Genomic DNA, 20901 nt, shown 5'->3' with positions numbered 1-20901 from the left:
CTGCCACCTCACTTTTGCCAGCGTTCGGCGCGCATGCGCAGCAGGATGTAGAGGATGTTGGATATGCCGGTGATGACGATCATGCCGAGCGCCAAGGCGTAGCCGAGATTGGCATTGTGCAGGACGTCGCCGCGGATCTGGGCGTAAAGCAGGATTGGCACGATGTTGAGTGAGGACCCGGTCAGCGCATAGGCGGTGGCGATGGCGCCAAAGGCATTAGCAAAAAGCAGCAGCGTCGTCCCCATCAGGCTCGGCCAGAGGATGGGAAGTGCGACCATGCGCCAGTATTGCCAGGTCGAGGCGCCCAGAATTTCGGAGGCTTCGCGCCACTCCTTCTTCATGCCGTCCAGCGCCGGCGTCAGGATCAGCACCATCAGCGGGATCTGGAAGAACATGTAGGTGATGGTCAGGCCGAAGAAGGACAGGATGTTGAAGCCGGTCGAATAAAGATTGAAGCCGAACCAGTCTCGCAGCAGCACGGTGACCAGCCCGGTGCGGCCGAGCGTGGCGAGAAACGAGAAGGCCAGCGGAACGCCGGCGAAATTCGAGGCAACGCCGGAAAACGTCAGGAGGCCCGATCGGATCCAGGATGGAACGCCGCCGAGGACGATGGCCCAGGCGAGAAAGAAGCCGATCAATGCGCCGCCGAGTGACGAGGCGACCGACACCTTGATGCTGATCCAGTAGGCGCTCATGATCGTCGGGGTGAACAGATCGGCGATATTCTTGAAGGTAAACTGACCATCAGGCGTGAAGAATGCCCCTGACACAAGGTAGAGGGTCGGGATGATCAGGAACATCAGCGCGAAGATCATGAACGGCGCGATGCCGAGCCAATCGACAACGGTGCGGCGGTCGATGAAGGACGTGGAGGCGGTGCTCATGAGGGCGGGCTTCTGCCGGAGGAGGAAAAGCCTCCCCACCTTCAAGAGGCGGGGAGGCTGGTCGCTGGATTACTTGACGTTGGCGCCGACGATGCTGTCCCACTTGCCGGTGATGGCAGCCTTACCCTTGTCCTGCTCTTCGAGCGTCGGGAAGACAGCCTTGGCGTAGCCTTCGGCCGGTGGCAGCTTGTCGAGCAGTTCCTTCGGAACCTTGCCCTTGGAAGCAAGGTCGTTGAAGCGGATCGGGTGGCAAAAGCCCTTCAGCCAGCCGAGCTGACCTTCGTCGGAATACAGGTATTCCATCCAAAGCTTGGCAGCATTCGGATGCGGAGCGAAAGCGGAGATCGCCTGTACATAAACGCCGGCAACGACGCCCGTCTGCGGTACGACGACTTCAACCGGCGGGTTGCCCTTCAGCGTGTCACGCCAGGACAGGCCGTTATAATCCCAGGCGACGACGATCGGGGTAGAGCCCTGCGCGAGCGAAGCCGACTTGCCGATCACCGGAACGAAATTGCCGGCCTTGTTGACTTCGGCAAAGTAGGAAAGACCGGCTTCACCGATCTTGGCCGGGTCTGTCTGGCCAGCCGAGACGCCGGCTGCATAAACAGCCTGAACGGCCTGGTTGGACGCGCGCGGATCGCCGGCCAGTGCAACGGCATTGGCAAATTCGGACTTCTTCAGGTCCGCCCAGTCCTTCGGCACATTCTTCACGATGTCGGTGTTCACAACAAAGGAAAGAACGCCGTAATAGTCGCCATACCAGTGACCTTCAGGATCCTTGGCGGAATCGGGGATGCTGTCCCATGTGGAGACCTTGTAGGGCATCAGCAGGCCTTCGGCCTTGGCTGAAGGGCCGAAGGACAGGCCGACGTCGATCACGTCGGGAGCCTGCGGACCCTTGTTGCCTTTGTTGGCCTTGATGGCTTCGATTTCGTCGCCCGAACCGGCGTCCGGGTTCAGTTCGTTGACCTCGATGCCGTATTTGGCCTTGAAGCCGGCAATCACGTCACCGTAGCCGCACCAGTCGTGAGGCAGGGCGATCGTGGTCAGCGTGCCTTCCTTCTTGGCGGCAGCAATCAGATCGGCGCTCGGTTCGGCAGCAGCGAGGCTGGCGGAAGTGACGACGAGAGCTGTCGTCAGGGAAAGAAGACGTTGGGTCTTGGTGAGCACGGTATCCTCCTGGGGCTTGGTCGTGGTGGGCGGGACTCGTAGTGACAGTTTATGTATCGTATATGACAGTGGCGGGCGCGTGAGCACGTGCCGAGAAATTGCTTGTTCTTCTGGGTATTCTGCGACATCCGCCGGATCAGTCCAAAGAACCGCCCCGGGTCGGCCGTCGAAAAAGTCTACTGCGCTCAAACAAGCCTTCCAAGGAATTCATCCGCTCGCGCGTTTCCGTCCAGGCGGCACTTTGTACGGCCTCGATTAGCACTTCAACGACGAACAGGGTCACGACCGACGAGTCCCAGGCGGATGGTGCCTCGGTGCGGACCTTGAAGACGTGCCGGGCATGTTTGGCAACCGGCGATGTCCAGAGATCTGTGAGCAATACAATGACGACGCCGGCAGCCGCGGCTGCTTCAGCGAGTGTCGCCATCTCCTGCTCGTAGCGGCGGATGTCGAACATCACCAGCACGTCGCCAGAACTCATGTTCAACACATGCTGCGGCCAGGAGCTGGAATTGTTGGAGATCAATGTCGCCTTGGGGCGGATAACCTGCATGTGGGTGAAGAAATATTCGGCCAAGGCGCCGGTAATGCGTCCGCCGACGAAATATATGCTGCGATCCCTGTCGCGCAGCAGTGTCGCAGCCCCTTCGAAAGTGGGCGTGTCCAGCTCGCTCAAGGTATCCCGCAGATTGGTGATAATGGCATCGGCAAAGCGGTTGAGAATGTGGGCGCCAGGCGCGTTCGAAGCCCATCGGTCATGTTTCGCGATCGGGCTGGAAATGGTCGCTTCCAGCTCCTGGTGCAGATGCAACTGAAATTCCGGATAGCCCTTGTATCCGAGCTTCTGGACCATGCGAGCCACTGTCGGCGTGGATACGCCAGCATTTTCCGCAACCGTGGTGATGCTCCCGAGGCCTGACACCGGATAATTGTCCAAGAGGCTATCTGCCAGCTTTTTTTCCGAGCGCGTCAGGGTGTCGTAACGAACTCGAATGACATCCGATACGGTGCGTGCCACGGAACCTGTTCCCTCCGGTCTCCGCCGGTTGATACGAAGATTAACATTTGTTTCCCGTAAAGAGTCAACCAGACGTTTGAAGAGATATTTTCAGTTTTGCGTTGACGGCAGAGGAAAGATGAAGAATTCTCTTCTCGATTTTTAAACGGTTTCCGGGGCGCCTGCATGCTGGTTCAGTCGGACTTTTTCACGGAGGCGGAGGGTGAACCCGTTGCCGTGGAAAATCCGCACGGATTGAGCGACGTTCTGCTGATCTGCGAACACGCATCTTCCCGTTTGCCGCAGCGCTACAGTGATCTGGGCCTTTCGCAAGACGCTCGCTCTTCGCATATCGCCTGGGATCCGGGCGCGCTTGCGGTTGCGCAGTTGATGTCGGAAAGCCTCGATGCTGTGCTCATCTATCAGCGTTTTTCGCGCCTGATCTATGATTGCAACCGGCCACCGGATTCACCTGCGGCGATGCGGGATGTCAGCGAAATCTTCCGCATCCCAGGCAATGAGAATCTCTCTGACGCGGAAAGATCACGCCGCACGACCGCGCTCTACATGCCTTTTCATGGCCGGATCCGCGAGGAGATTGCGAGCCGGCGGGACAGCGGGCGCCAGACCGTGTTGGTCACGGTGCACAGCTTCACCCCCGTCTATTTCGGCAAGGAAAGGCGGACCGAGATCGGCATCCTCCATGATGCCGACAGCAGACTTGCCGACAGGATGTTGGATGTCGCCTCCGGCACAGCGGCCTTTCGGGTTGAGCGGAACGAGCCTTACGGACCAGCCGACGGCGTTACCCACACACTGGAAGTCCACGCTCTGCCGGCTGGGCTCTTGAACGTGATGATCGAGATCAGAAACAATCTCGTCGAAGACGAAACCGGCCAGCGGGTCGTGGCCGGTTTTCTGACAGGACTCTTAAGGGAAAGCCTCGCGAAGATCCTAGGATAAGACCTGAGGGAGCGTTGGGAACAGCGGATATTGCAGAAGCGCCGACACCGATAAAAGCGGGCGGCGCATACTAAACTGGGGGTATGGCAGGCCATGTCGGCTCGCCGGCCGTTTCTTTCATCAGGAGAAAAGGGCATGGAAAATTCATCATCGGGCGTCAGCTATAAAAAGCCGGACGCTTCCTATTTCGACAAGCGCGTCCTGTCGCGCTATGCAGGCGTCTGGTCGCTTTGGGCTCTTGGCGTCGGAGCGGTTATCTCAGGACATTTTTCAGGTTGGAACTTCGGATTCGCGACCGGCGGCTGGGGCGGAATGCTGGTCGCCGGCATCATCATTGCCATCATGTATCTCGGGCTCACATTTTCTATTGCCGAAATGAGCCCGGCTTTACCGCATACCGGTGCGGCCTATTCCTTCGCTCGCACCGCCATGGGACCTTGGGGCGGATTTATCACCGGCCTTTGCGAAAACGTGGAATACGTTCTGACGCCCGCCGTCATCGTCACGTTCATCACCGCCTACGTGAACTCGATACTCGGGTTGGATCCAGCCTATTCGCCGCTGCTGTGGATCGTGTTCTACATTATCTTCCTTGCGCTGAATGTCTTCGGCCTCGAACTGTCGTTCAAAGTCACCCTGGTGATTACGGTCGTCTCCCTGGCGGTGCTGGTCTTCTTTTGGGTCAGCGCCATTCCGAACATGGACTTCTCGCGTTGGGCGCTGAACATTGGCGTAGGTCCGGATGGCGCTGCCGTCGAACTGCCGGAAGGCAACGGCTCCTGGTTCCCGTTTGGCATTTCCGGCGTGCTCGCGACCTTGCCTTTCGCGGTCTGGTTGTTCCTGGCCATCGAACAACTGCCGCTCGCCGCAGAAGAGTCGGTTGATCCGAAGCGGGATATGCCGAAGGGGATTATCCTCGGCATGATCACGCTGATGCTCTCAGCCTTCATGATCGTATTGCTCAACCCGTCGCTGCCGGGCGTCGGAGCTTTCCACTTGAGCTCTGCGCTGGAGCCCCTGCTGGATGGTTTCAAGGCAGTCTATGGTGACAGCGGCGTCGTGGTCCTCGGCTTGGTGGCGCTGACGGGCCTTATCGCCAGCTTCCACACCATTCTCTATGCGCAGGGCCGGCAAATCTATTCGCTGTCCCGGGCCGGTTATTTCCCAACAGCGCTCTCCATCACCCATCCGGTCTACAAGACGCCTTATGTGGCCATGATCACCGGAGCCCTTGTCGGCCTTGCCGTCATGCTGGTGATCTGGTTCTCGCTCGGCGCTGAAGCCGGCGGCGGCGTTATCGGAAGCGTTCTGCTCAATATGGCAGTCTTCGGAGCGATGTTCTCCTACATCATGCAGGCGATCTCGTTCATCATCCTGCGCAAAAAGCTGCCTGATATCGAGCGGCCGTTCCGCTCGCCGCTCGGCATACCCGGCGCCGTCCTGACGGTTATTATCGCAGTAGTGACGCTGCTCTACCAGATTCAGGATCCAAACTTCACCAAAGGCGTGCTTTGGGTCGTTCTCTGGTTCGCCATCGCGATCGCCTATTTCGCGTTTGTTGGCCGCCACCGCCTGATCCTTTCTCCGGAAGAGGAATTCGCGATGGAGCACAAGCGGGCGGCGTCGCTGGACTGACGATCATTGAGCGCGGCCTGCTTTACAGCAGGCCGCGCTCTCCATATCAACAAGAAGCGGATTCGATCATGGCGCCTCATTATTCATTCGACGAACTCAAGAAGGATGTTTCCGCCGGACGCATCGACACGGTCATTGCCGCTTTGGTGGACATGCAGGGCCGGCTGATGGGCAAGCGGTTCCAGGCAGAATATTTCGTCGAGAGCGCCTTTGAGGAAACCCATAGCTGCAACTACCTGCTTGCAACCGATATCGAGATGGAGACGGTATCGGGCTACAAGTCGTCGAGCTGGGAGCAGGGCTACGGCGATTACACGATGAAGCCGGATCTCACGACGCTGCGCAAGCTGCCCTGGCTTGAGGGCACTGCGCTGGTGCTTTGCGATGTCTACGACCACCATACCCATGCGGAAGTGCCGCACTCGCCGCGCGCCATCCTGAAGAAGCAGGTCAAGCGGCTGGAAGACATGGGCATGAAGGCCTTCATGGCCACAGAACTCGAATTCTTCTTGTTTGACCAGACCTATGACAGCGCCCGCGAAAACGGCTTCCGCAACCTCAAGCTCGCCAGCGCCTATAACGAGGACTACCACATCTTCCAGACCACCAAGGAGGAGGAGGTGATGCGGGCCCTCCGCACCGGGCTGCAGGGCGCCGGCATTCCGGTCGAAAATTCCAAGGGCGAGGCTTCGGCTGGGCAGGAAGAGATTAATGTCCGTTATGCGGAAGCCTTGACCATGGCCGACCGGCACGTGATCATCAAGAATGCCGCCAAGGAAATCGCCTGGGGCAAGGGCAAGGCAATTACCTTCCTCGCCAAATGGAACGACCGTTCGGCCGGTAGCTCCTCGCATATCCATCAGTCGCTTTGGAGCGCCGACGGCAAGACGCCTCTGTTTTTCGACAAGGGCGGCGAGCACGGCATGTCCCAAACGATGAAGCACTACATGGCCGGTCTTCTGGCCCATGCGAGCGAGATTACCTATTTCCTTGCGCCTTATATCAACTCCTACAAGCGCTTCGTCGCCGGAACCTTCGCGCCGACCAAGAGCGTCTGGTCGAAGGACAACCGGACTGCTGGCTTCCGGCTCTGCGGCGAGGGCACCAAGGGTATTCGGGTCGAATGCCGGGTCGGTGGCTCCGACCTCAATCCTTATCTTGCCATGGCCGCACTGCTCGCCGCCGGTATCGATGGCATCGAGAAGAAGATGGAGCTCGAGCCCGCTTTCGTCGGTGACGCCTATATGAAGGCAGGAATCAGCGAAGTGCCGAAGACGCTGCGCGACGCGACCCTCTTGTTGGACGGCTCACAGCTGTTGCGCGCTGCCTTTGGCGAGGATGTGATCGATCATTATGTCCGGGCCGCCCAGTGGGAGCAGGAAGAATACGACCGGCGCGTGACCGATTGGGAAGTGGCACGCGGTTTCGAGAGAGTGTAGACCTTCCTCCATTGCATCAGTAGCAGGAATACCGATCATGACCATGATCCAATGCATCTCGCCGGTTGACGGTTCGGTTTACGCTGAGCGCCCGGCCATGTCGGCGGCGCAGGCCCAAGAAGCCATCGGCCGCGCCCGCCAGGCGCAGAAAGCCTGGGCGCGGCGTCCGCTCGAGGAGCGCGTCCAGCTTGTCCTCAGAGGGGTTGCGCGGCTTAACGAAATGGTTGACGAGGTGGTGCCGGAGCTCGCCTGGATGATGGGCCGGCCGGTGCGCTACGGCGGCGAATTCCGCGGCTTCAACGAGCGTTCGAATTATGTTGCGTCGGTCGCCGCCGAAGCTCTGGCGCCGCTCCACATCGAAGACAGCGCCAGCTTCGAGCGCCGTATCGAGCGCGAACCGCATGGCGTCGTATTTGTCGTCGCGCCCTGGAATTATCCTTACATGACGGCGATCAACACGATCGCGCCGGCATTGATGGCCGGCAATACAGTGGTGCTGAAACATGCCGCCCAGACCTTGCTGGTAGGCGAGCGGATGGCGCGCGCGTTTGTGGAGGCCGGTGTCCCGCAGGATGTGTTCCAGAACGTCTTCCTCGACCACGCGACCACGGCCGTGCTGATCGCCGAAGGGCTCTTCAACTTCATCAACTTTACCGGATCCGTCGAGGGCGGCCGCGCGATCGAACGCGCGGCAGCCGGTACCTTTACCGGCATCGGCCTTGAGCTTGGCGGCAAGGATCCGGGCTATGTCATGGAAGACGCCGATCTGGATGCAGCGGTCGATACGCTGATGGACGGCGCCACGTTCAATTCCGGCCAGTGCTGCTGCGGCATTGAGCGCATCTACGTGCACGAATCGCTTTACGACGCCTTCGTCGAAAAGTCGGTCGCTTGGGTGTCGAACTACAAGCTCGGCAATCCGCTCGACCCGGAAACCACGCTGGGTCCGATGGCGCACAAGCGCTTTGCCGATACGGTGCGCGAGCAGATCAACCAAGCGGTTGCGCAGGGTGCCAGACCCTTGGTCGATCCAAAGCTGTTCCCGGCGGACGATGGTGGCGCTTACCTTGCGCCGCAGGTACTGGTCGATGTCGATCACTCCATGGAGATCATGCGGCAGGAAACCTTCGGTCCGGCTGTCGGCATCATGAAGGTCCGCAGCGACGACGAAGCGATCAGCCTGATGAACGACAGCAAATACGGCCTGACTGCCTCGCTGTGGACGCAGGATCCGGAGCGGGCAGGGCGGATCGGTCGGGACATCGAGACGGGCACGGTCTTCATGAACCGCGCCGATTATCTCGATCCGGCACTCGTCTGGACCGGCGTCAAGCAGACCGGGCGCGGCGGATCGCTATCTTTGCTCGGATTCCACAACCTGACGCGTCCGAAGTCTTACCATCTGAAGAAAGTCACGAAATGAATATCGTCGCGAACTGGAGCTACCCGACCGCCGTCAAGCTGGGCCGGGGCCGGATCAAGGAATTGGCGGACGCCTGCAAGACGCTGGGCCTGAAGAAGCCGTTGCTGGTCACCGACCGGGGACTTGCATCGATGGCGATCACTGCTCATGCGCTGGACGTGCTGGACGAGGCGGGTCTCGGCCGAGCCATTTTCGCCGAGGTGGATCCCAATCCCAACGAGAATAATCTCGACGCCGGCGTGAAAGCCTATCTCGACGGTGGTCATGACGGCGTCGTTGCCTTCGGCGGGGGATCTGGCCTGGATCTCGGCAAACTGATCGCCTTCATGGCCGGCCAGACGCGGCCGGTCTGGGATTTCGAGGATATCGGCGACTGGTGGACCCGCGCCGACGCGTCCAAGATCGCGCCGATCGTGGCAGTGCCGACGACGGCCGGCACTGGTTCGGAAGTCGGCCGGGCAGGGGTGCTCACCAATTCCGTCACCCATGTGAAGAAGATCATCTTCCACCCGAAGCTCTTGCCGGGCGTCGTGATCTGCGATCCGGAACTGACCATGGGCATGCCGAAGGCAATCACTGCCGGTACCGGCATGGACGCGTTCGCCCATTGCCTGGAAGCCTACTCTTCGCCGTTTTATCATCCCATGTCTGGGGGTATTGCACTGGAGGGGATGAGGCTCGTCAAGGAGTTCCTGCCGCGTGCCTACAAGGACGGCGCAGATCTTGAAGCGCGCACGAACATGATGGCCGCCGCGGCCATGGGGGCTGTCGCATTCCAGAAGGGCCTGGGTGCGATCCACTCCTTGTCCCACCCGATCGGCGCCGTCTACAACACCCATCACGGCATGACGAATGCCGTCGTCATGCCGCCGGTGCTGCGCTTCAATCGTCCGGCGATCGAGGACAAGATTGGCCGCGCCGCCGCCTATCTCGGCATTTCCGGCGGCTTCGACGGCTTTTACGACTACGTCCTGTCGCTACGCTCCGAGCTCGGTGTTCCCGATAATCTAAGTGCAATGGGCATAAAGCCGGACCGAATCGATGAGCTGACGGCCATGGCGATGGAGGATCCAAGCTGCGGCGGCAACCCCGTGACAATGACGATGGAGAACACCAAGGCGCTTTTCCTAGATTGTTTCTGAGTATAAGACGCTAAAACTAGGGCAACCCGGAATGCCAACCACCGGGTTTTCCTCGCTTTTCCGCTCACAGTTATTAATACTGATTGATATTAGCGGTCCCTAAATTCAGAATTCGTTAACCATGTTTGGAAAGGATGCAGGCAAGACACCATGCTTCCGGTGTCCTCGCGAGCAATGCAGCTCAAGTGACATTCGAGGACGATAATGCCTGTAATATCCTTTGCTAACGCCAAGGGCGGAGCCGGAAAGACAACGGCAGCTCTACTGCTTGCGACCGAACTTGCCCATCAAGGTTATCGGGTCACTGTGATCGACGCCGATCCCCAGCGCTGGATCAGCCAATGGCGGGAGGCATCCGGTCCTGTTCGCAATATCGAAGTCGTGTCCGAAGTTTCGATTGCATCGCTGCAGTGTCACCTGCGCGAGATGAAGGCTCAGACGGATTATTTCATCATCGATCTCGCCGGTGCGCGCGATGCGCTGGTAACGACTGCGATCGGCCTTTCCGATCACGTGATGATCCCGGTCCAGGGCTCGGCCATGGATGCCAAGGGTGCGGCACAGATCCTCGATCTCCTGTCCTTCCTCAAGGAAAAGGCCAACCTGAGCATTGCTCATTCGGTCGTGCTCACCCGCGTCACCTCCATGGTCACGACCAAGGCGCTCGTGGCGATCAAGGGACTGCTGGCGGCACGGGGCGTCAATGTCCTGACAACACCGATCTGCGAACGCATCGCGTTCAAGGAACTGTTCGAGACCGGTGGCACGCTTCATACGCTCGACCCGCAGAAGGTGAGCAATGTGGACAAGGCCAAGGAAAATGCTGGCTCCTTCGCCCTTGAGGTTATGCGCCTCATGCCGATGAAGGTGATCCGCTCTGGCGCTCCGCGCATTTTCGGCTTTGGTAGGAATGCTGCCTGACATATCTAGACGCAAAAAAGGCGCCGCGAGGCGCCTCTTTTTGCTGCTAGCTTGTCCGGTTCTAGTCCAGAAATTCAACAGTGGTGCCAGGCTTCACCATCTTGGCAAGCTCGGTGGCATCCCAGTTGGTCAGGCGAACGCAGCCATGGCTGTTGGTCTTGCCGATCTTCGACGGCTCTGGCGTGCCGTGAATACCGTACGTGGGCTTGGAAAGCGCGATCCATACGGTGCCGACCGGGCCATTCGGCCCTGGCGGAATCTGCAGGATCTGGGTGTTATTGCCCTGGGTGAAGTTGATTTTCGGGTTGTAGGTATAGCCCGGGTCGAGCGCGATCCGGTCAACGGTATGGTTGCCGCTCGGCGATGGCGTGTCGCTCGAGCCGATCGTGGCCGGATAGGCGGATACGAGCCGCCCATCGGCACCATAGGCGAAAACCTGCTTCTTGTACTTGTCGGCAACGATGCGGGTGACCTGGCCAACCTTCGGCTGACCCGGATTGATCACCTTGATGGTCGTCCCGGGAATGCTGAAATCGGCATTGGGATTCAGCGCCTTGAGATAGCCCTCATCCATGTGGAACTGCTCGGCGAGCTTTTCGGTCACCGTCGTATAGGACATGGCCGGAAGCTGCGCCTTATGCGCATAATCTTCCGGAATAGAGGCCACATAGGGACCGGCCGCATCCGCTGCGCTGATGGTATAGTCGACAATGGGCAGACCGCCGGAATACGTGAGGCGTTGCATGATGTCTTCGGAATTGTTGGGGTCGAGAGTCTCCCCCGTCATCTCCTGCCAGGCGGCAATCGCCTTGTTGACGTTGTCGCCGAGGTGCCCGTCGATGACGCCTGGAGAAATACCCTCACGATCTAGGAAAACCTGCAGCGCGGCGATCTCGGCCTGCGGCTTCTTGGTTACCGTGATGATCGGCTTCTGAGGTTGCAAATCCTGCACTGGCGCCTGATCGGGTTCGATGGAGGCTTCCTGCGGATAGCCCGCATCCACCCCGGGAAGCGCCTGGTCGTCGAGCGGCAGGCGGCTGACCGAACCCTCGCCGGGAATACCACCGGTGACGGCGCCAGGCTCGCCCGGCCGGTACTGCCGGTAGTCGCGGTAGCCGCCCGCAGCCTCTTCGGAACCGTCCTCGTCAAAGCCGCCGTCCAGAGAATTCCCGTAGCCCGGCTCATAACCGGCCGAACCTCCCGAGTTGCGATAGCCGCGCGGAGCCGGAGGATATTCCTCGCTGCGTGCGCGGCGGGATGTTTCCTGGCGGACCTCGGTCGCAACAATGTTACCGCGCCGGTCTAGATAGACCCGCCGGCCCATTCCGTCGCGGCTGATGATGACATCACCCTGGTCAGGCGTGTAATCGAGGATGGCGCCATCGGGGGCCACAAGCACCACATTGGCTTGGGACTGGTAATAGCGGGTCTGCGCCTCCGCCGGGGGGGCGCCCTGGGCCGCTGTCAAAACCAGAAGGCTGATACTTGCGAGAAAAAGGCGCTTCACGATGTCACCGAATTTATGATTGCGTTCCCACGTAATTGGGAATCACCGTTTTTGGTTCCCACCCATGGGCTTGTAGCCACAGACAAGGTAAATTTGACGGTAGTGTGGAAAAGGTGAATTCGTCGTGAATGGAACGTTAAATTCTGCTTAGGAATAGAAGGACGCTCGGATCAAAGCGTGAAGAGGACCATCATGAAGGCATTTTCAACAGGTCTCGGCCCAAAACTCTTCCTCGACGAAGGCTCAGTCTTTGACATCCAAGGATGTTTTATTGGCGATACTGACTTATCGCCTGGCCGATCGATCCCCGACGATGGCGATTCCCGTATCGATCACTCGCTGGAAGGTTTTCTTTTCACCTGCGGGCCCGACCATATTCGCCACCCCGAGCCGATTGCCGGGGCAGCCGAGGGCAAGACATACCCGCTACATGGTTCGTTCTCTGCCCATCCGGCCAAGATCATGTTCTGGGATGCCCAAGGCGGCGATGCGGAATGTCGGGCACAGGTGGACGTGACCATGGCGACAGGCGAGCCCGCGCAGCTTGATCGGCACTGGCGCATCGACGGCATGACAGGGGAGGTATGCCTTCTCGACAAAGTGACCAACACCGGCACAAAAGCATTCGCGCCGGTCCATATGTATCATATGAACATTGGGGCATGGCTGTTCGATGAGCATGTACGGCTCTCAGGCCAGATGCTGGAGGACGGCGTCTTGCCGTGGAGTTTCGGACCGGATCCCGGCAGCGTCTTCTGCGTGCCCGCGCGCCAGGATGGTGAACAATGGGCAGAGCTTTGTCTGGGGCCGATCGCAGCGATTGGCGGACTGACGCTCAAGGTCAAGTTCAAGACCGATACCTTGCCGCACCTGCAGGTCTGGCGGAACCAAAAGGCGCCGGCACATGTGCTCGGCATCGAGCCGGTTTCGCACCGTCTGGCCAGTCGTGAAGAACTTGCCCGGCAGGGGGAACTAGTCATGCTGAAGCCGGGCGAGAGCATTGAATATGCTTTGAAGTTTCACTTTGCTTAAGGCTTGTCGACTGCGCGATTGACGCCCGTGGGGCTGCGTCGTAATGCTGTCGCCTCAAGCAGCACGGAGGTTAAGCCATGGATATCCGCCCGATCAACGACGAGTATTCCGTCACTGGCCAGATCACCACAGGAGATATCGACGAGATCAAGGCCATGGGTTTCAAGTCCATCGTCTGCCATCGTCCCGATGACGAGGAGGCTGGTCAGCCCCACTATGCAGAGATTGCCGCACGGGCCGGTGAACTCGGCCTCGAGATCCGTCATATTCCGGTCGGCCGCATGGGCGTCGATGCCGAAGGCGTCAATTCCATGGTCGACGCGCTCGACGAGCTTCCTCGACCGATGCTCGGCTTCTGCCGCTCCGGCGCCCGCTCGACTGCCATCTACGAGAAGAGCCAGCACATTCGCGGCTGATCCCCTTTCATCGCGAGCTTCGCGCATCCTATCTGCAATCACATCAGGAGCATTCAATGACTATCAAGCGCATCGAGCCGGGCGCCCGCATGAGCGGCGCTGTCGTGCACGGCAATACGGTTTATCTGGCTGGCCAGGTCGGTGACGGCGAAAGCGTTACCGATCAGTGCAAGTCGGCGCTTGCCGAGGTAGACAGCTTGCTGGCGGCCGCCGGAACCGACAAATCCAAGGTCCTGCAGACCATCATCTATTTGTCGGACATCGCTTATTTCGCAGAGATGAACGCAGTCTGGGAAGCGTGGATCGATCCGGCCAATCCGCCGGCACGTGCGACCAGCGAAGCGAAGCTCGCTGCGCCCAAATACAAGGTCGAGTTCATCGTCACTGCCGCTCTCGACTGACGCCCGGAGGATCGGCTCCGGCCGATCCCCTTTACTTGAATGAATGGCTTAAGCTTCGCCTGGTGTCAGGCCGAAGAAGTAGAAAGCGGCCAGCGCGATCGCGATGAGAAAGATGACGGCGACGAAGGTCGTCATTCCGCCGAGTGCTTTGCGTTTCGTATCATCTGCCATGGCCCGTTAACGGCCAAAATGCTGTTTCCGTTCCTCAAGCTTACGTTTAAGTCCTATCTCGGATCTGCGTCAGCGTCCTCGCCGGCGTGATGGCTTCCGGATTGAGCCGGACCTCGATAATGGAAGGTTTGCCGCTGTCGCGTGCGCGCTGATAAGCTGGTCCGAAATCTTCCGTCTTTTCCACCAGTTCGCCATGGCCGCCAAAGGCCTGCGCATAGGCAACGAAATCCGGGTTAACCAGATCGGTGGCGCTAACGCGTCCTGGATATTCCCGTTCCTGATGCATCCGGATCGTCCCGTAAATGCCGTTGTTGACGAGCACGGTGATGATCGGCAATTCATATCGGACGGCTGTGATGAACTCTTGGCCATGCATCATGAAGCAGCCGTCGCCGGCAAAGCAGACCACTTCCCGTTCAGGAAACAATTGTTTCGCCGCAACCGCTGCCGGCAGTCCATAGCCCATCGAACCGGAGGTCGGTGCCGACTGGGTGTTGTATTTGCGAAAACGGTGAAAACGGTGAAGCCAGGTGGCGTAATTGCCGGCGCCATTGGTGAAGATCGTGTCGTCCGGCACATTCTCTTCGATCCACTGCATGATCGGCCCCATATGGACGGCGCCGGGACCAGTCTGCGGCGGCGTCGACCATTTGAGATAGGAATCATGCATAGCCGATTTTCGCTCTGCCCACAGCGGTAGGGCCGGCGGTTGGAGATCGCCAAGCGCGGCCACGAACTCCGCCGGTGCAGCGCAGATGGCAAGATCGGGCCGGTAGAGGTGCCCAAGCTCTTCCGGATCAGGGAAGACATGAACAAGCTTCTGCTTCGGGTAGGGGATGTCGATCAGCGTGTAGCTGGATGAGGGCATTTCCGACATGCGGCTGCCGATCAGAACCAGGAGGTCGGAATCCTTGATCTGCTTGGCGAGCGCCGGATTGATGCCGATGCCGACATCGCCCGCATAGGACGGGTGAAGGTGGTTGAACAGCATCTGGCGACGGAAGGAGCAGCCGACCGGAAGCTTGAAGCGGCTGGCAAAGTTCTGGAAATCAGCGACGGCCTGTTCGCTCCAGCGGGTGCCGCCGATGATGAACATTGGCCGCTGCGCCTCCTTCAGCATCGTCTCGAAGCGGGCCATCTGGGTTCTCCCGGGATGGCTTTCGACCAGTGTGTAGGGGCGGGCTTGCGGTGCCTCGACCTCGTCCACCAGCATGTCTTCCGGCAGGGTCAAAACAACCGGACCGGGCCGACCGGACGTTGCCACGGCAAACGCGCGGGTGACGAATTCGGGTATCCGGCGCGCGTCGTCGATCTCGCCGACCCATTTGGCGAACTCGGTAAAGGCACGTCGGTACTCCACCTCCTGGAAAGCTTCCCGCTCGCGCATGTCACGGGCAACCTGGCCGATGAAAAGAATCATCGGGATGGAATCCTGGCGCGCAACGTGGAGACCGGCAGAGGCATTGGTGGCGCCGGGGCCACGAGTAACCATGCATATGCCCGGTTCTCCGGTCAGCCGTCCCCAGCTGTCGGCCATCATCGCCGCGCCGCCTTCCTGGCGGCAGACGAGTACCTCTATGCCGCTGTCATAAAGAGCGTCGAGCACTGCGAGATAGCTTTCGCCTGGAACGCAAGAGATGCGCTTGACACCATTGGCCTTCAGCGCCTCGACGATCAGTTGTCCGCCGGTCTTCATGCTTTGCTTTCCTCCATCTGGTTCAGTTCGGCCAGGATCTCTTCGGTATGCTCACCAAGACTGGGACTTGGTCGGGAATAGGCGAGTGGAGTTTCCGAGAGCACGATCGGGCTCCTTACCCCTGGAATAATGGTCCCGTCGGCGGCTTCGAGGTCGATCCTCAAGCCGCGCGCCCTGACCTGGGAGTCATCGAACATTTCTGCCACCGAATTGATAGGTCCTGCCGGCACGGCGTTGTCGCCGCAGGCCGATAGAAGAGCCGTCTTTGTCCACTTGGCTGTTTCCGATATCAGCAGGCTGCGGACCTCGGCACGGTGCGCCACGCGGGCCTTGTTGGTGGCGTAGCGCTCGTCGCTCGCGACGGCCTCGATGCCGAGGACGCGGCAGAGCCGGCGGAACTGGCCGTCATTGCCGATGGCCAGGATGATATGGCCATCGCTGACCGGGATCACCTCATAGGGCGAGATATTCGGATGTGCATTGCCCAGCCGTTGCGGCGCTACCTGGGAGACCAGATAGTTCATGTTCTGGTTCGCCAAAACTGCCGACATCACGTCGAGAAGCGCCATGTCGATATGCTGGCCTTCGCCCGTCTTCATTGCATGAATGAGTGCGCCCTGGATGGCGGTGACGGCGTAGATGCCGGTGAAAATGTCGGCGATCGCGACACCCGCTTTCATCGGCTGGCCGTGCGGCTCGCCGGTGACCGACATGAAGCCGGACATGCCCTGGACGATGTAGTCGTAGCCCGCGAGGCTGGCATAAGGCCCGTCCTGGCCGAAACCGGTGATCGAGCAGTAGATGAGCTTCGGGTTGATCTTCCTCAGGCTCTCATAGTGAAGCCCGTATTTTGTCAGGCCGCCGAGCTTGAAATTCTCGATCAGAATATCGGCGCTTGCCGCCAGACGCTGCACCACGTCCTGCCCTTCTGCCGTCTTCAGATCCACTGCAATCGACCGCTTGCCGCGGTTGGTCGAGTGATAATAGGCGGCTGACAGATTTTCGCCGTCCGCCCCCTGCACGAAGGGCGGCCCCCAGGCCCGGGTATCGTCGCCACCATCGGGATTTTCCACCTTGATGACATCGGCCCCCATATCGGCCAGCATCTGCCCGGCCCAGGGACCAGCGAGAACGCGGGCGAGTTCGATGACGCGGATGCCGGAAAGCGGCGGCTTCTTCTGGGGCTTGTCCATCTTCAAGGGGTCACTGATGTCTCGGCGCTGCTGGTCACCGGTTTTTGCGAAGCGACGCGGCGTTCGCGCCAGATGATGAAGAGGCCGGAGCCGATGATGATGCTGATACCAAGCCATTTCACCGGATCCGGGAAGTCGCCGAAGACCAGCCAGCCGAACAGCGTCGCCGAAACGATCTCGAAATACTGCAAGGGCGCGACGACCGAGGCTGGCGCGGCGCGATAGGCGTAGACGGCCAGGATCCCGGAAAGAGCGGCAAATACGCCGACCCCGGCAAGCCAGGTGAAGGTCAAGCCGTCCGGCACAGAAGGGAGGAGAAACCCGATGCCGGTCAGATGGCCGACCAAGAGCAGGATGGCGCAGATCGGCATGCCCCAAAGCGCCATCTGGAACTGCATGGACCAGGGATCTTCACGGTGAGCGAGAGCGCGCGTCATCAGTGCGAATATGGCGACGCAGAAGGCAGTGACAATGGGCAGCAGCGCCACCCAGCCAATCTCCTGGAAACTCGGCCGCACGACGATCAGAGCTCCGGCAAAGCCCACCGCGCAGGCGGTATAGCGACGCCAGCCGATGGTCTCCTTGAGGAATATGCTGGAAAGCACGGTCAGGATGATTGGTTCAACGAAAAATATGGCGACCGCGTCGGCGACCTCCATGACCGCGAGTGTGGCGACGAAACACACCATGGAGAGCGTGATCACCGCAGCCCGGATGGCGTGGTAAAAGCTCAGCCGCCATGAAAACTTCAGCCAGGATCTGTTTCGTAACACGATCGGCAGCATGCAGAGCGCCTGGAACATAAACCTAGCAGCGGTGATCAGTGTCGGGGAGGCGGTGTCGGTGGCAAGCTTGGAAAAAATGTCGATCAGCGGAGCCAGCAGCATGGCCACGATCATCAGGCCGAGGCCCGTCATGACGGCCGGCGGTGAAGAGGCTGGGGTTAATCTGGCGGTCGACGAATTCATCATCTTCCTATAGTGGCTGCGCCTGCTGCCGGCACTTGAATAAATGTCATGATCTCATTCCGTTTCGAGGGTCTTGGGAGCGGCCAGAACGGTCTTGGCCCAGGCGGCAAACTCGGCGGTGGCGCGGCCTCTGACCGTGTCGTTGAGGGTTTCGTGCCGGGTTGCGGGCCATATCTTCGTGATGACCGATGACAAGCCATTTCGTTTCAAAAGCTGCGACAGCCACTGGATCTCGCGTCCGCCGTTTGTTGCCGGGTCTTCGGCTCCGCCAACGAGGTGAATTGGCAGATGTTTCGGCAGGCGTTCGATCATCTTCGGCGCCCTGAACGTCAGTTCGAAGAGATCAAGCCAGAGGGAAACGCTGGCGTCGAAGCCGCAAAGGGGATCCTCGATATAGGCGTCGACGGCATCGCGGTCATGGCTGAGCCAGTCCAATTCCGTGCGATGGCCTGCGATAGATCTGCCCCAGGCGCGGAAGGTGAGTTTCGGCAGGAGGCCGCTTGGGACATCTGAACCTTTCAGCGCTCTTTCCGCTCGCAGGATGATTTGCGCGGCTCGGCCCGCGAGACCCGGGTTGAAGTTGGAGTTCCAGATGGCGAGGGCTGCAAATTTCTGGGGACTGCTGATTGCGGCATTGAGCCCGATCAATCCGCCCATGGAATGCCCGAAGAGGATGACCGGCAAATCGGGATGGGTCGCCGCTGCCATATCCCTCACGGCAAGAACGTCATCGACGACGAGGCGAGCACCTTGCCTCTGCGCAAAGCGCCCGAGCGGCGCGTCCGGCACCGTTGTCTGGCCATGTCCGCGGTGGTCAAAGGCGTAGACATGAAAGCCATGGCCACTCATCTCCCTGGCGAAGGCCGCATAACGCCGCGAGTGTTCGGCAAGCCCGTGCGAGATCAGCAGGATGCCTCGCTCAGGTTCTGTCGCCGGTTGGTGGTGATAGGCAATGGATGCGCCAGTCGGGCTTTGCAGTCTTTGCAGTCGATCGAACATCGTCCCTCCGCTCATCTCCCGACAGGCGCATCGATCGCCTTTGCCGATGTTTCGCAGACCGTCCTGCGTAGCGCAATGTTAAAGACTTCGCGCGTATGATAGCCGAGGGCTGCAAACGGCGGGATGGAATTGCGATGAGACGCGGCGGCAGTGTTGCTTCGCAAGGTGTTGCCGAAGCAAAAACGTCGGTGCTCCGCATCTTCCTTGTCATCTACCTCACCGGCCTTCTGCTCTGTGCATTCGATCTTGCCGACGGCAAACTGTTTTTGGGAGACATCGACGACCTGATGCGGGAGATCCAGATCCGCCAGCTGATGTCCCCAGCCGGTGACTGGTGGGGCCTGACTCTGCCAATGATCAGCATGCCGGAAGCCTATGTTTCGCCTTGGTCACGCCTTGTCGATCTTCCCTATCTCTTAATCGCCCGTCTGCTTTCGCCGGTCTTCAGCCCCGACCGGGCGCTATTGACCGCGTTTCTGATCTGGCCGCCTGTCATGCTCGCCGTCTACAGCCTGCTTGGCGCTTCGGTCATTGCCCGAACGACGACGTTCCGGTCGGTGCTCGACGGCCTGCTTCTGATCGCAGCGACGATCCTGATGCTGTTTGCCTTATGGGAATTTGTCCCAGGCCGCATCGATCATCACAACATGCAACTTGTTGCGCTGATGGCTATCACCGCCGGCCTTGCGCGTTGGGACCGGGCAGGCGGCGTGATGATCGGGCTCGGCAGCGTGGTATCGATTGCGATCGCTCTGGAAGGCCTGCCATTTGTCGTCCTGGCGTTTGCAGGCATCGTTATCGCCTTCGTCCTCAAGAACAGTCCGGCGCTGCCGGTCCTACGCGCTGCGTCGGCATCGATGCTGATTTCGACCGGTCCGCTGGCTCTGGCCCTGCTGGGGCGTTCCGGTAGTGCTTCGACGCAGTGCGACGCGTTTTCGGCGCCGTACATCGTGCTGATGATAGGGTGCAGCGCCATCCTGCTGGCGTCGTCGCTGATCTTTCATCGGGCTGCGTCCTGGGAAAGGCTGGCCTCCATTGCCGTGCCTGCCGGCTGCCTGATGGTCATCGCCGGCCTGCTTTTTCCCAGATGCCTCGCTGGCCCCTATTGGATGATCGATCCAGTCTCCAAACATTACTGGTTCGACCGGATCCCCCAGGAGCAGGGGCTCATCTACCTCGTGTCCAATGGAGAACTTTCGCTCGTGCTGCTGGTGGCGCTACTCGGCGTCGTTATCATCGCGGCAATAGTTGCAGTGCTGGCGGCTGGGCGCCGCGGCGATCTTGGGCTCGTGATGGTGACGGCGGTCGCGGCTGCAAGCCTGCTGCTGACGATCGCCCTTATCCGTTATATCCGCTTCCCCTCGGCCTTTGTTCCGCTGCTCTTGCCCTTCGCCTATAAGCACCTGAAGCACCCACCGGGCGTATGGCCGCAGGCCAGGCTGCCTGTTCTCGCCTGCGTCGGCCTGCTCGTCGCGACGGTTGCCGGGTTGAGACTGTTGATGCCCGCAACGGTGAAGATCTACGATGCCGTCGACTACATGGCGTTCGACGAGTGCAGGAGCGGAGATCTTTCCGTGCTTGCGCAGGTTCCTGCCGGGCGAATCGTCGCGCCGCAGGCACTGTCGCTGCAGCTTGCCTTCACCATGCCGCACGGGTTCTCGGTCGCGGCGGTGCCGTTTCATCGGGCGTCTCCGGGAATGCGGCGTGCGTTCGAAGCGCTGGTCTCGACCGATGCGGAGGTCAGACGCAAAGCGCTCGAGCCTTTCGACTACGTGGCTGTCTGCCGGTTTCCGCTGAAGACCGACGTCGGCACGGCGCCACTTTATGACGCGCTTGCTGCCGGACTAGACTGGCCCGGCCTCGTTCGCCTCGATACGGGCCCAACAAATCCGTTCCAGTTGTTTCGGATCGATCACGTAAATCTGCGCTGACTGCCATTTC

At 59.9% G+C, this 20901-nt stretch carries 19 protein-coding genes; 10 read left to right on the top strand and 9 right to left on the bottom strand.

The window, feature by feature from the left end; all coding sequences use genetic code 11:
• Positions 1 to 8: 8 nt before the first annotated feature.
• From E2F50_RS01840 to E2F50_RS01830, 3 genes are all read right to left on the bottom strand, one after another.
• On the bottom strand, positions 9 to 884 hold the full coding sequence (locus tag E2F50_RS01840) for an ABC transporter permease (protein WP_133314357.1): 876 nt from the start codon (positions 882 to 884) through the stop codon (positions 9 to 11).
• Positions 885 to 953: 69 nt separating this feature from the next.
• Positions 954 to 2057, bottom strand: a complete 1104-nt coding sequence (locus tag E2F50_RS01835) for an ABC transporter substrate-binding protein (protein WP_133314356.1) — start codon at positions 2055 to 2057, stop codon at positions 954 to 956.
• A gap of 136 nt (positions 2058 to 2193) precedes the next feature.
• Complete coding sequence (locus E2F50_RS01830) at positions 2194 to 3075, bottom strand: MurR/RpiR family transcriptional regulator (RefSeq protein ID WP_133314355.1); 882 nt, start codon at positions 3073 to 3075, stop codon at positions 2194 to 2196.
• A 165-nt stretch (positions 3076 to 3240) separates the two neighbouring features.
• Between E2F50_RS01830 and E2F50_RS01825 the strand changes: the two genes are divergently transcribed.
• The 6 genes from E2F50_RS01825 (at position 3241) to E2F50_RS01800 (ending at position 10577) form a co-directional block, all read left to right on the top strand.
• On the top strand, positions 3241 to 4017 hold the full coding sequence (locus E2F50_RS01825; protein ID WP_133314354.1) for an N-formylglutamate amidohydrolase: 777 nt from the start codon (positions 3241 to 3243) through the stop codon (positions 4015 to 4017).
• Between the two features lie 135 nt (positions 4018 to 4152).
• Positions 4153 to 5652, top strand: coding sequence for an amino acid permease (locus tag E2F50_RS01820; protein ID WP_133314353.1), 1500 nt, complete (start codon positions 4153 to 4155; stop codon positions 5650 to 5652).
• A 68-nt stretch (positions 5653 to 5720) separates the two neighbouring features.
• Positions 5721 to 7091 carry a glutamine synthetase family protein gene (locus E2F50_RS01815; protein ID WP_133314352.1) on the top strand — a complete coding sequence of 457 codons (1371 nt, stop codon included), beginning with the start codon at positions 5721 to 5723 and terminating at the stop codon, positions 7089 to 7091.
• 37 nt (positions 7092 to 7128) lie between these two features.
• Positions 7129 to 8514, top strand: coding sequence for an aldehyde dehydrogenase family protein (locus tag E2F50_RS01810; protein WP_133314351.1), 1386 nt, complete (start codon positions 7129 to 7131; stop codon positions 8512 to 8514).
• On the top strand, positions 8511 to 9656 hold the full coding sequence (locus E2F50_RS01805; protein ID WP_133314350.1) for an iron-containing alcohol dehydrogenase: 1146 nt from the start codon (positions 8511 to 8513) through the stop codon (positions 9654 to 9656). The genes E2F50_RS01810 and E2F50_RS01805 overlap by 4 nt, the downstream gene beginning before the upstream one ends.
• A gap of 204 nt (positions 9657 to 9860) precedes the next feature.
• The gene (locus tag E2F50_RS01800) at positions 9861 to 10577 is read left to right on the top strand and encodes a ParA family protein (protein ID WP_133314349.1); all 717 of its coding nucleotides are present in this window, start codon (positions 9861 to 9863) and stop codon (positions 10575 to 10577) included.
• 61 nt (positions 10578 to 10638) lie between these two features.
• On the opposite strand, the gene E2F50_RS01795 is transcribed toward E2F50_RS01800, so the two are convergent.
• Positions 10639 to 12084: a L,D-transpeptidase gene (locus E2F50_RS01795; protein ID WP_133314348.1), complete on the bottom strand. Its 1446-nt coding sequence runs from the start codon at positions 12082 to 12084 to the stop codon at positions 10639 to 10641.
• 192 nt (positions 12085 to 12276) lie between these two features.
• Between E2F50_RS01795 and E2F50_RS01790 the strand changes: the two genes are divergently transcribed.
• The 3 genes from E2F50_RS01790 (at position 12277) to E2F50_RS01780 (ending at position 13933) form a co-directional block, all read left to right on the top strand.
• On the top strand, positions 12277 to 13116 hold the full coding sequence (locus tag E2F50_RS01790) for a DUF4432 family protein (RefSeq protein WP_133314347.1): 840 nt from the start codon (positions 12277 to 12279) through the stop codon (positions 13114 to 13116).
• Positions 13117 to 13193: 77 nt separating this feature from the next.
• Positions 13194 to 13532 carry a protein tyrosine phosphatase family protein gene (locus tag E2F50_RS01785; protein ID WP_133314346.1) on the top strand — a complete coding sequence of 113 codons (339 nt, stop codon included), beginning with the start codon at positions 13194 to 13196 and terminating at the stop codon, positions 13530 to 13532.
• Between the two features lie 56 nt (positions 13533 to 13588).
• Positions 13589 to 13933, top strand: a complete 345-nt coding sequence (locus E2F50_RS01780; RefSeq protein WP_133314345.1) for a RidA family protein — start codon at positions 13589 to 13591, stop codon at positions 13931 to 13933.
• Positions 13934 to 13981: 48 nt separating this feature from the next.
• Here the strand turns inward: E2F50_RS01780 and E2F50_RS23505 are convergent, their stop codons facing one another.
• Genes E2F50_RS23505 through E2F50_RS01760 form a run of 5 tightly spaced genes read right to left on the bottom strand, consistent with a single transcriptional unit; the run spans position 13982 to position 18960 of the window.
• Complete coding sequence (locus tag E2F50_RS23505; RefSeq protein ID WP_281029170.1) at positions 13982 to 14104, bottom strand: hypothetical protein; 123 nt, start codon at positions 14102 to 14104, stop codon at positions 13982 to 13984.
• Positions 14105 to 14150: 46 nt separating this feature from the next.
• On the bottom strand, positions 14151 to 15800 hold the full coding sequence (locus E2F50_RS01775; protein ID WP_133314344.1) for a thiamine pyrophosphate-binding protein: 1650 nt from the start codon (positions 15798 to 15800) through the stop codon (positions 14151 to 14153).
• Positions 15797 to 16993 carry a succinate--glutarate CoA-transferase gene (caiB, locus tag E2F50_RS01770; RefSeq protein ID WP_133314343.1) on the bottom strand — a complete coding sequence of 399 codons (1197 nt, stop codon included), beginning with the start codon at positions 16991 to 16993 and terminating at the stop codon, positions 15797 to 15799. The genes E2F50_RS01775 and caiB overlap by 4 nt, the downstream gene beginning before the upstream one ends.
• A 2-nt stretch (positions 16994 to 16995) precedes the next feature.
• Complete coding sequence (locus E2F50_RS01765; protein WP_133314342.1) at positions 16996 to 17961, bottom strand: DMT family transporter; 966 nt, start codon at positions 17959 to 17961, stop codon at positions 16996 to 16998.
• A 54-nt stretch (positions 17962 to 18015) separates the two neighbouring features.
• Positions 18016 to 18960 (bottom strand): alpha/beta fold hydrolase, encoded by a 945-nt coding sequence (locus tag E2F50_RS01760; RefSeq protein WP_133314341.1) that lies wholly within the window; start codon positions 18958 to 18960, stop codon positions 18016 to 18018.
• Positions 18961 to 19094: 134 nt separating this feature from the next.
• Here E2F50_RS01760 and E2F50_RS01755 point away from each other — a divergent pair, with 134 nt between their 5' ends.
• Entirely contained in the window at positions 19095 to 20891 is a 1797-nt protein-coding gene (locus tag E2F50_RS01755) for a hypothetical protein (protein ID WP_133314340.1), read from the top strand.
• Positions 20892 to 20901: the final 10 nt, after the last annotated feature.

The organism is Rhizobium deserti (assembly GCF_004358025.1).
Classification (GTDB): Bacteria; Pseudomonadota; Alphaproteobacteria; order Rhizobiales; family Rhizobiaceae; genus Neorhizobium; species Neorhizobium deserti.
Note: the sequence above shows the minus strand (reverse complement) of the source record. Positions and strands in the feature narration are given on the sequence as shown.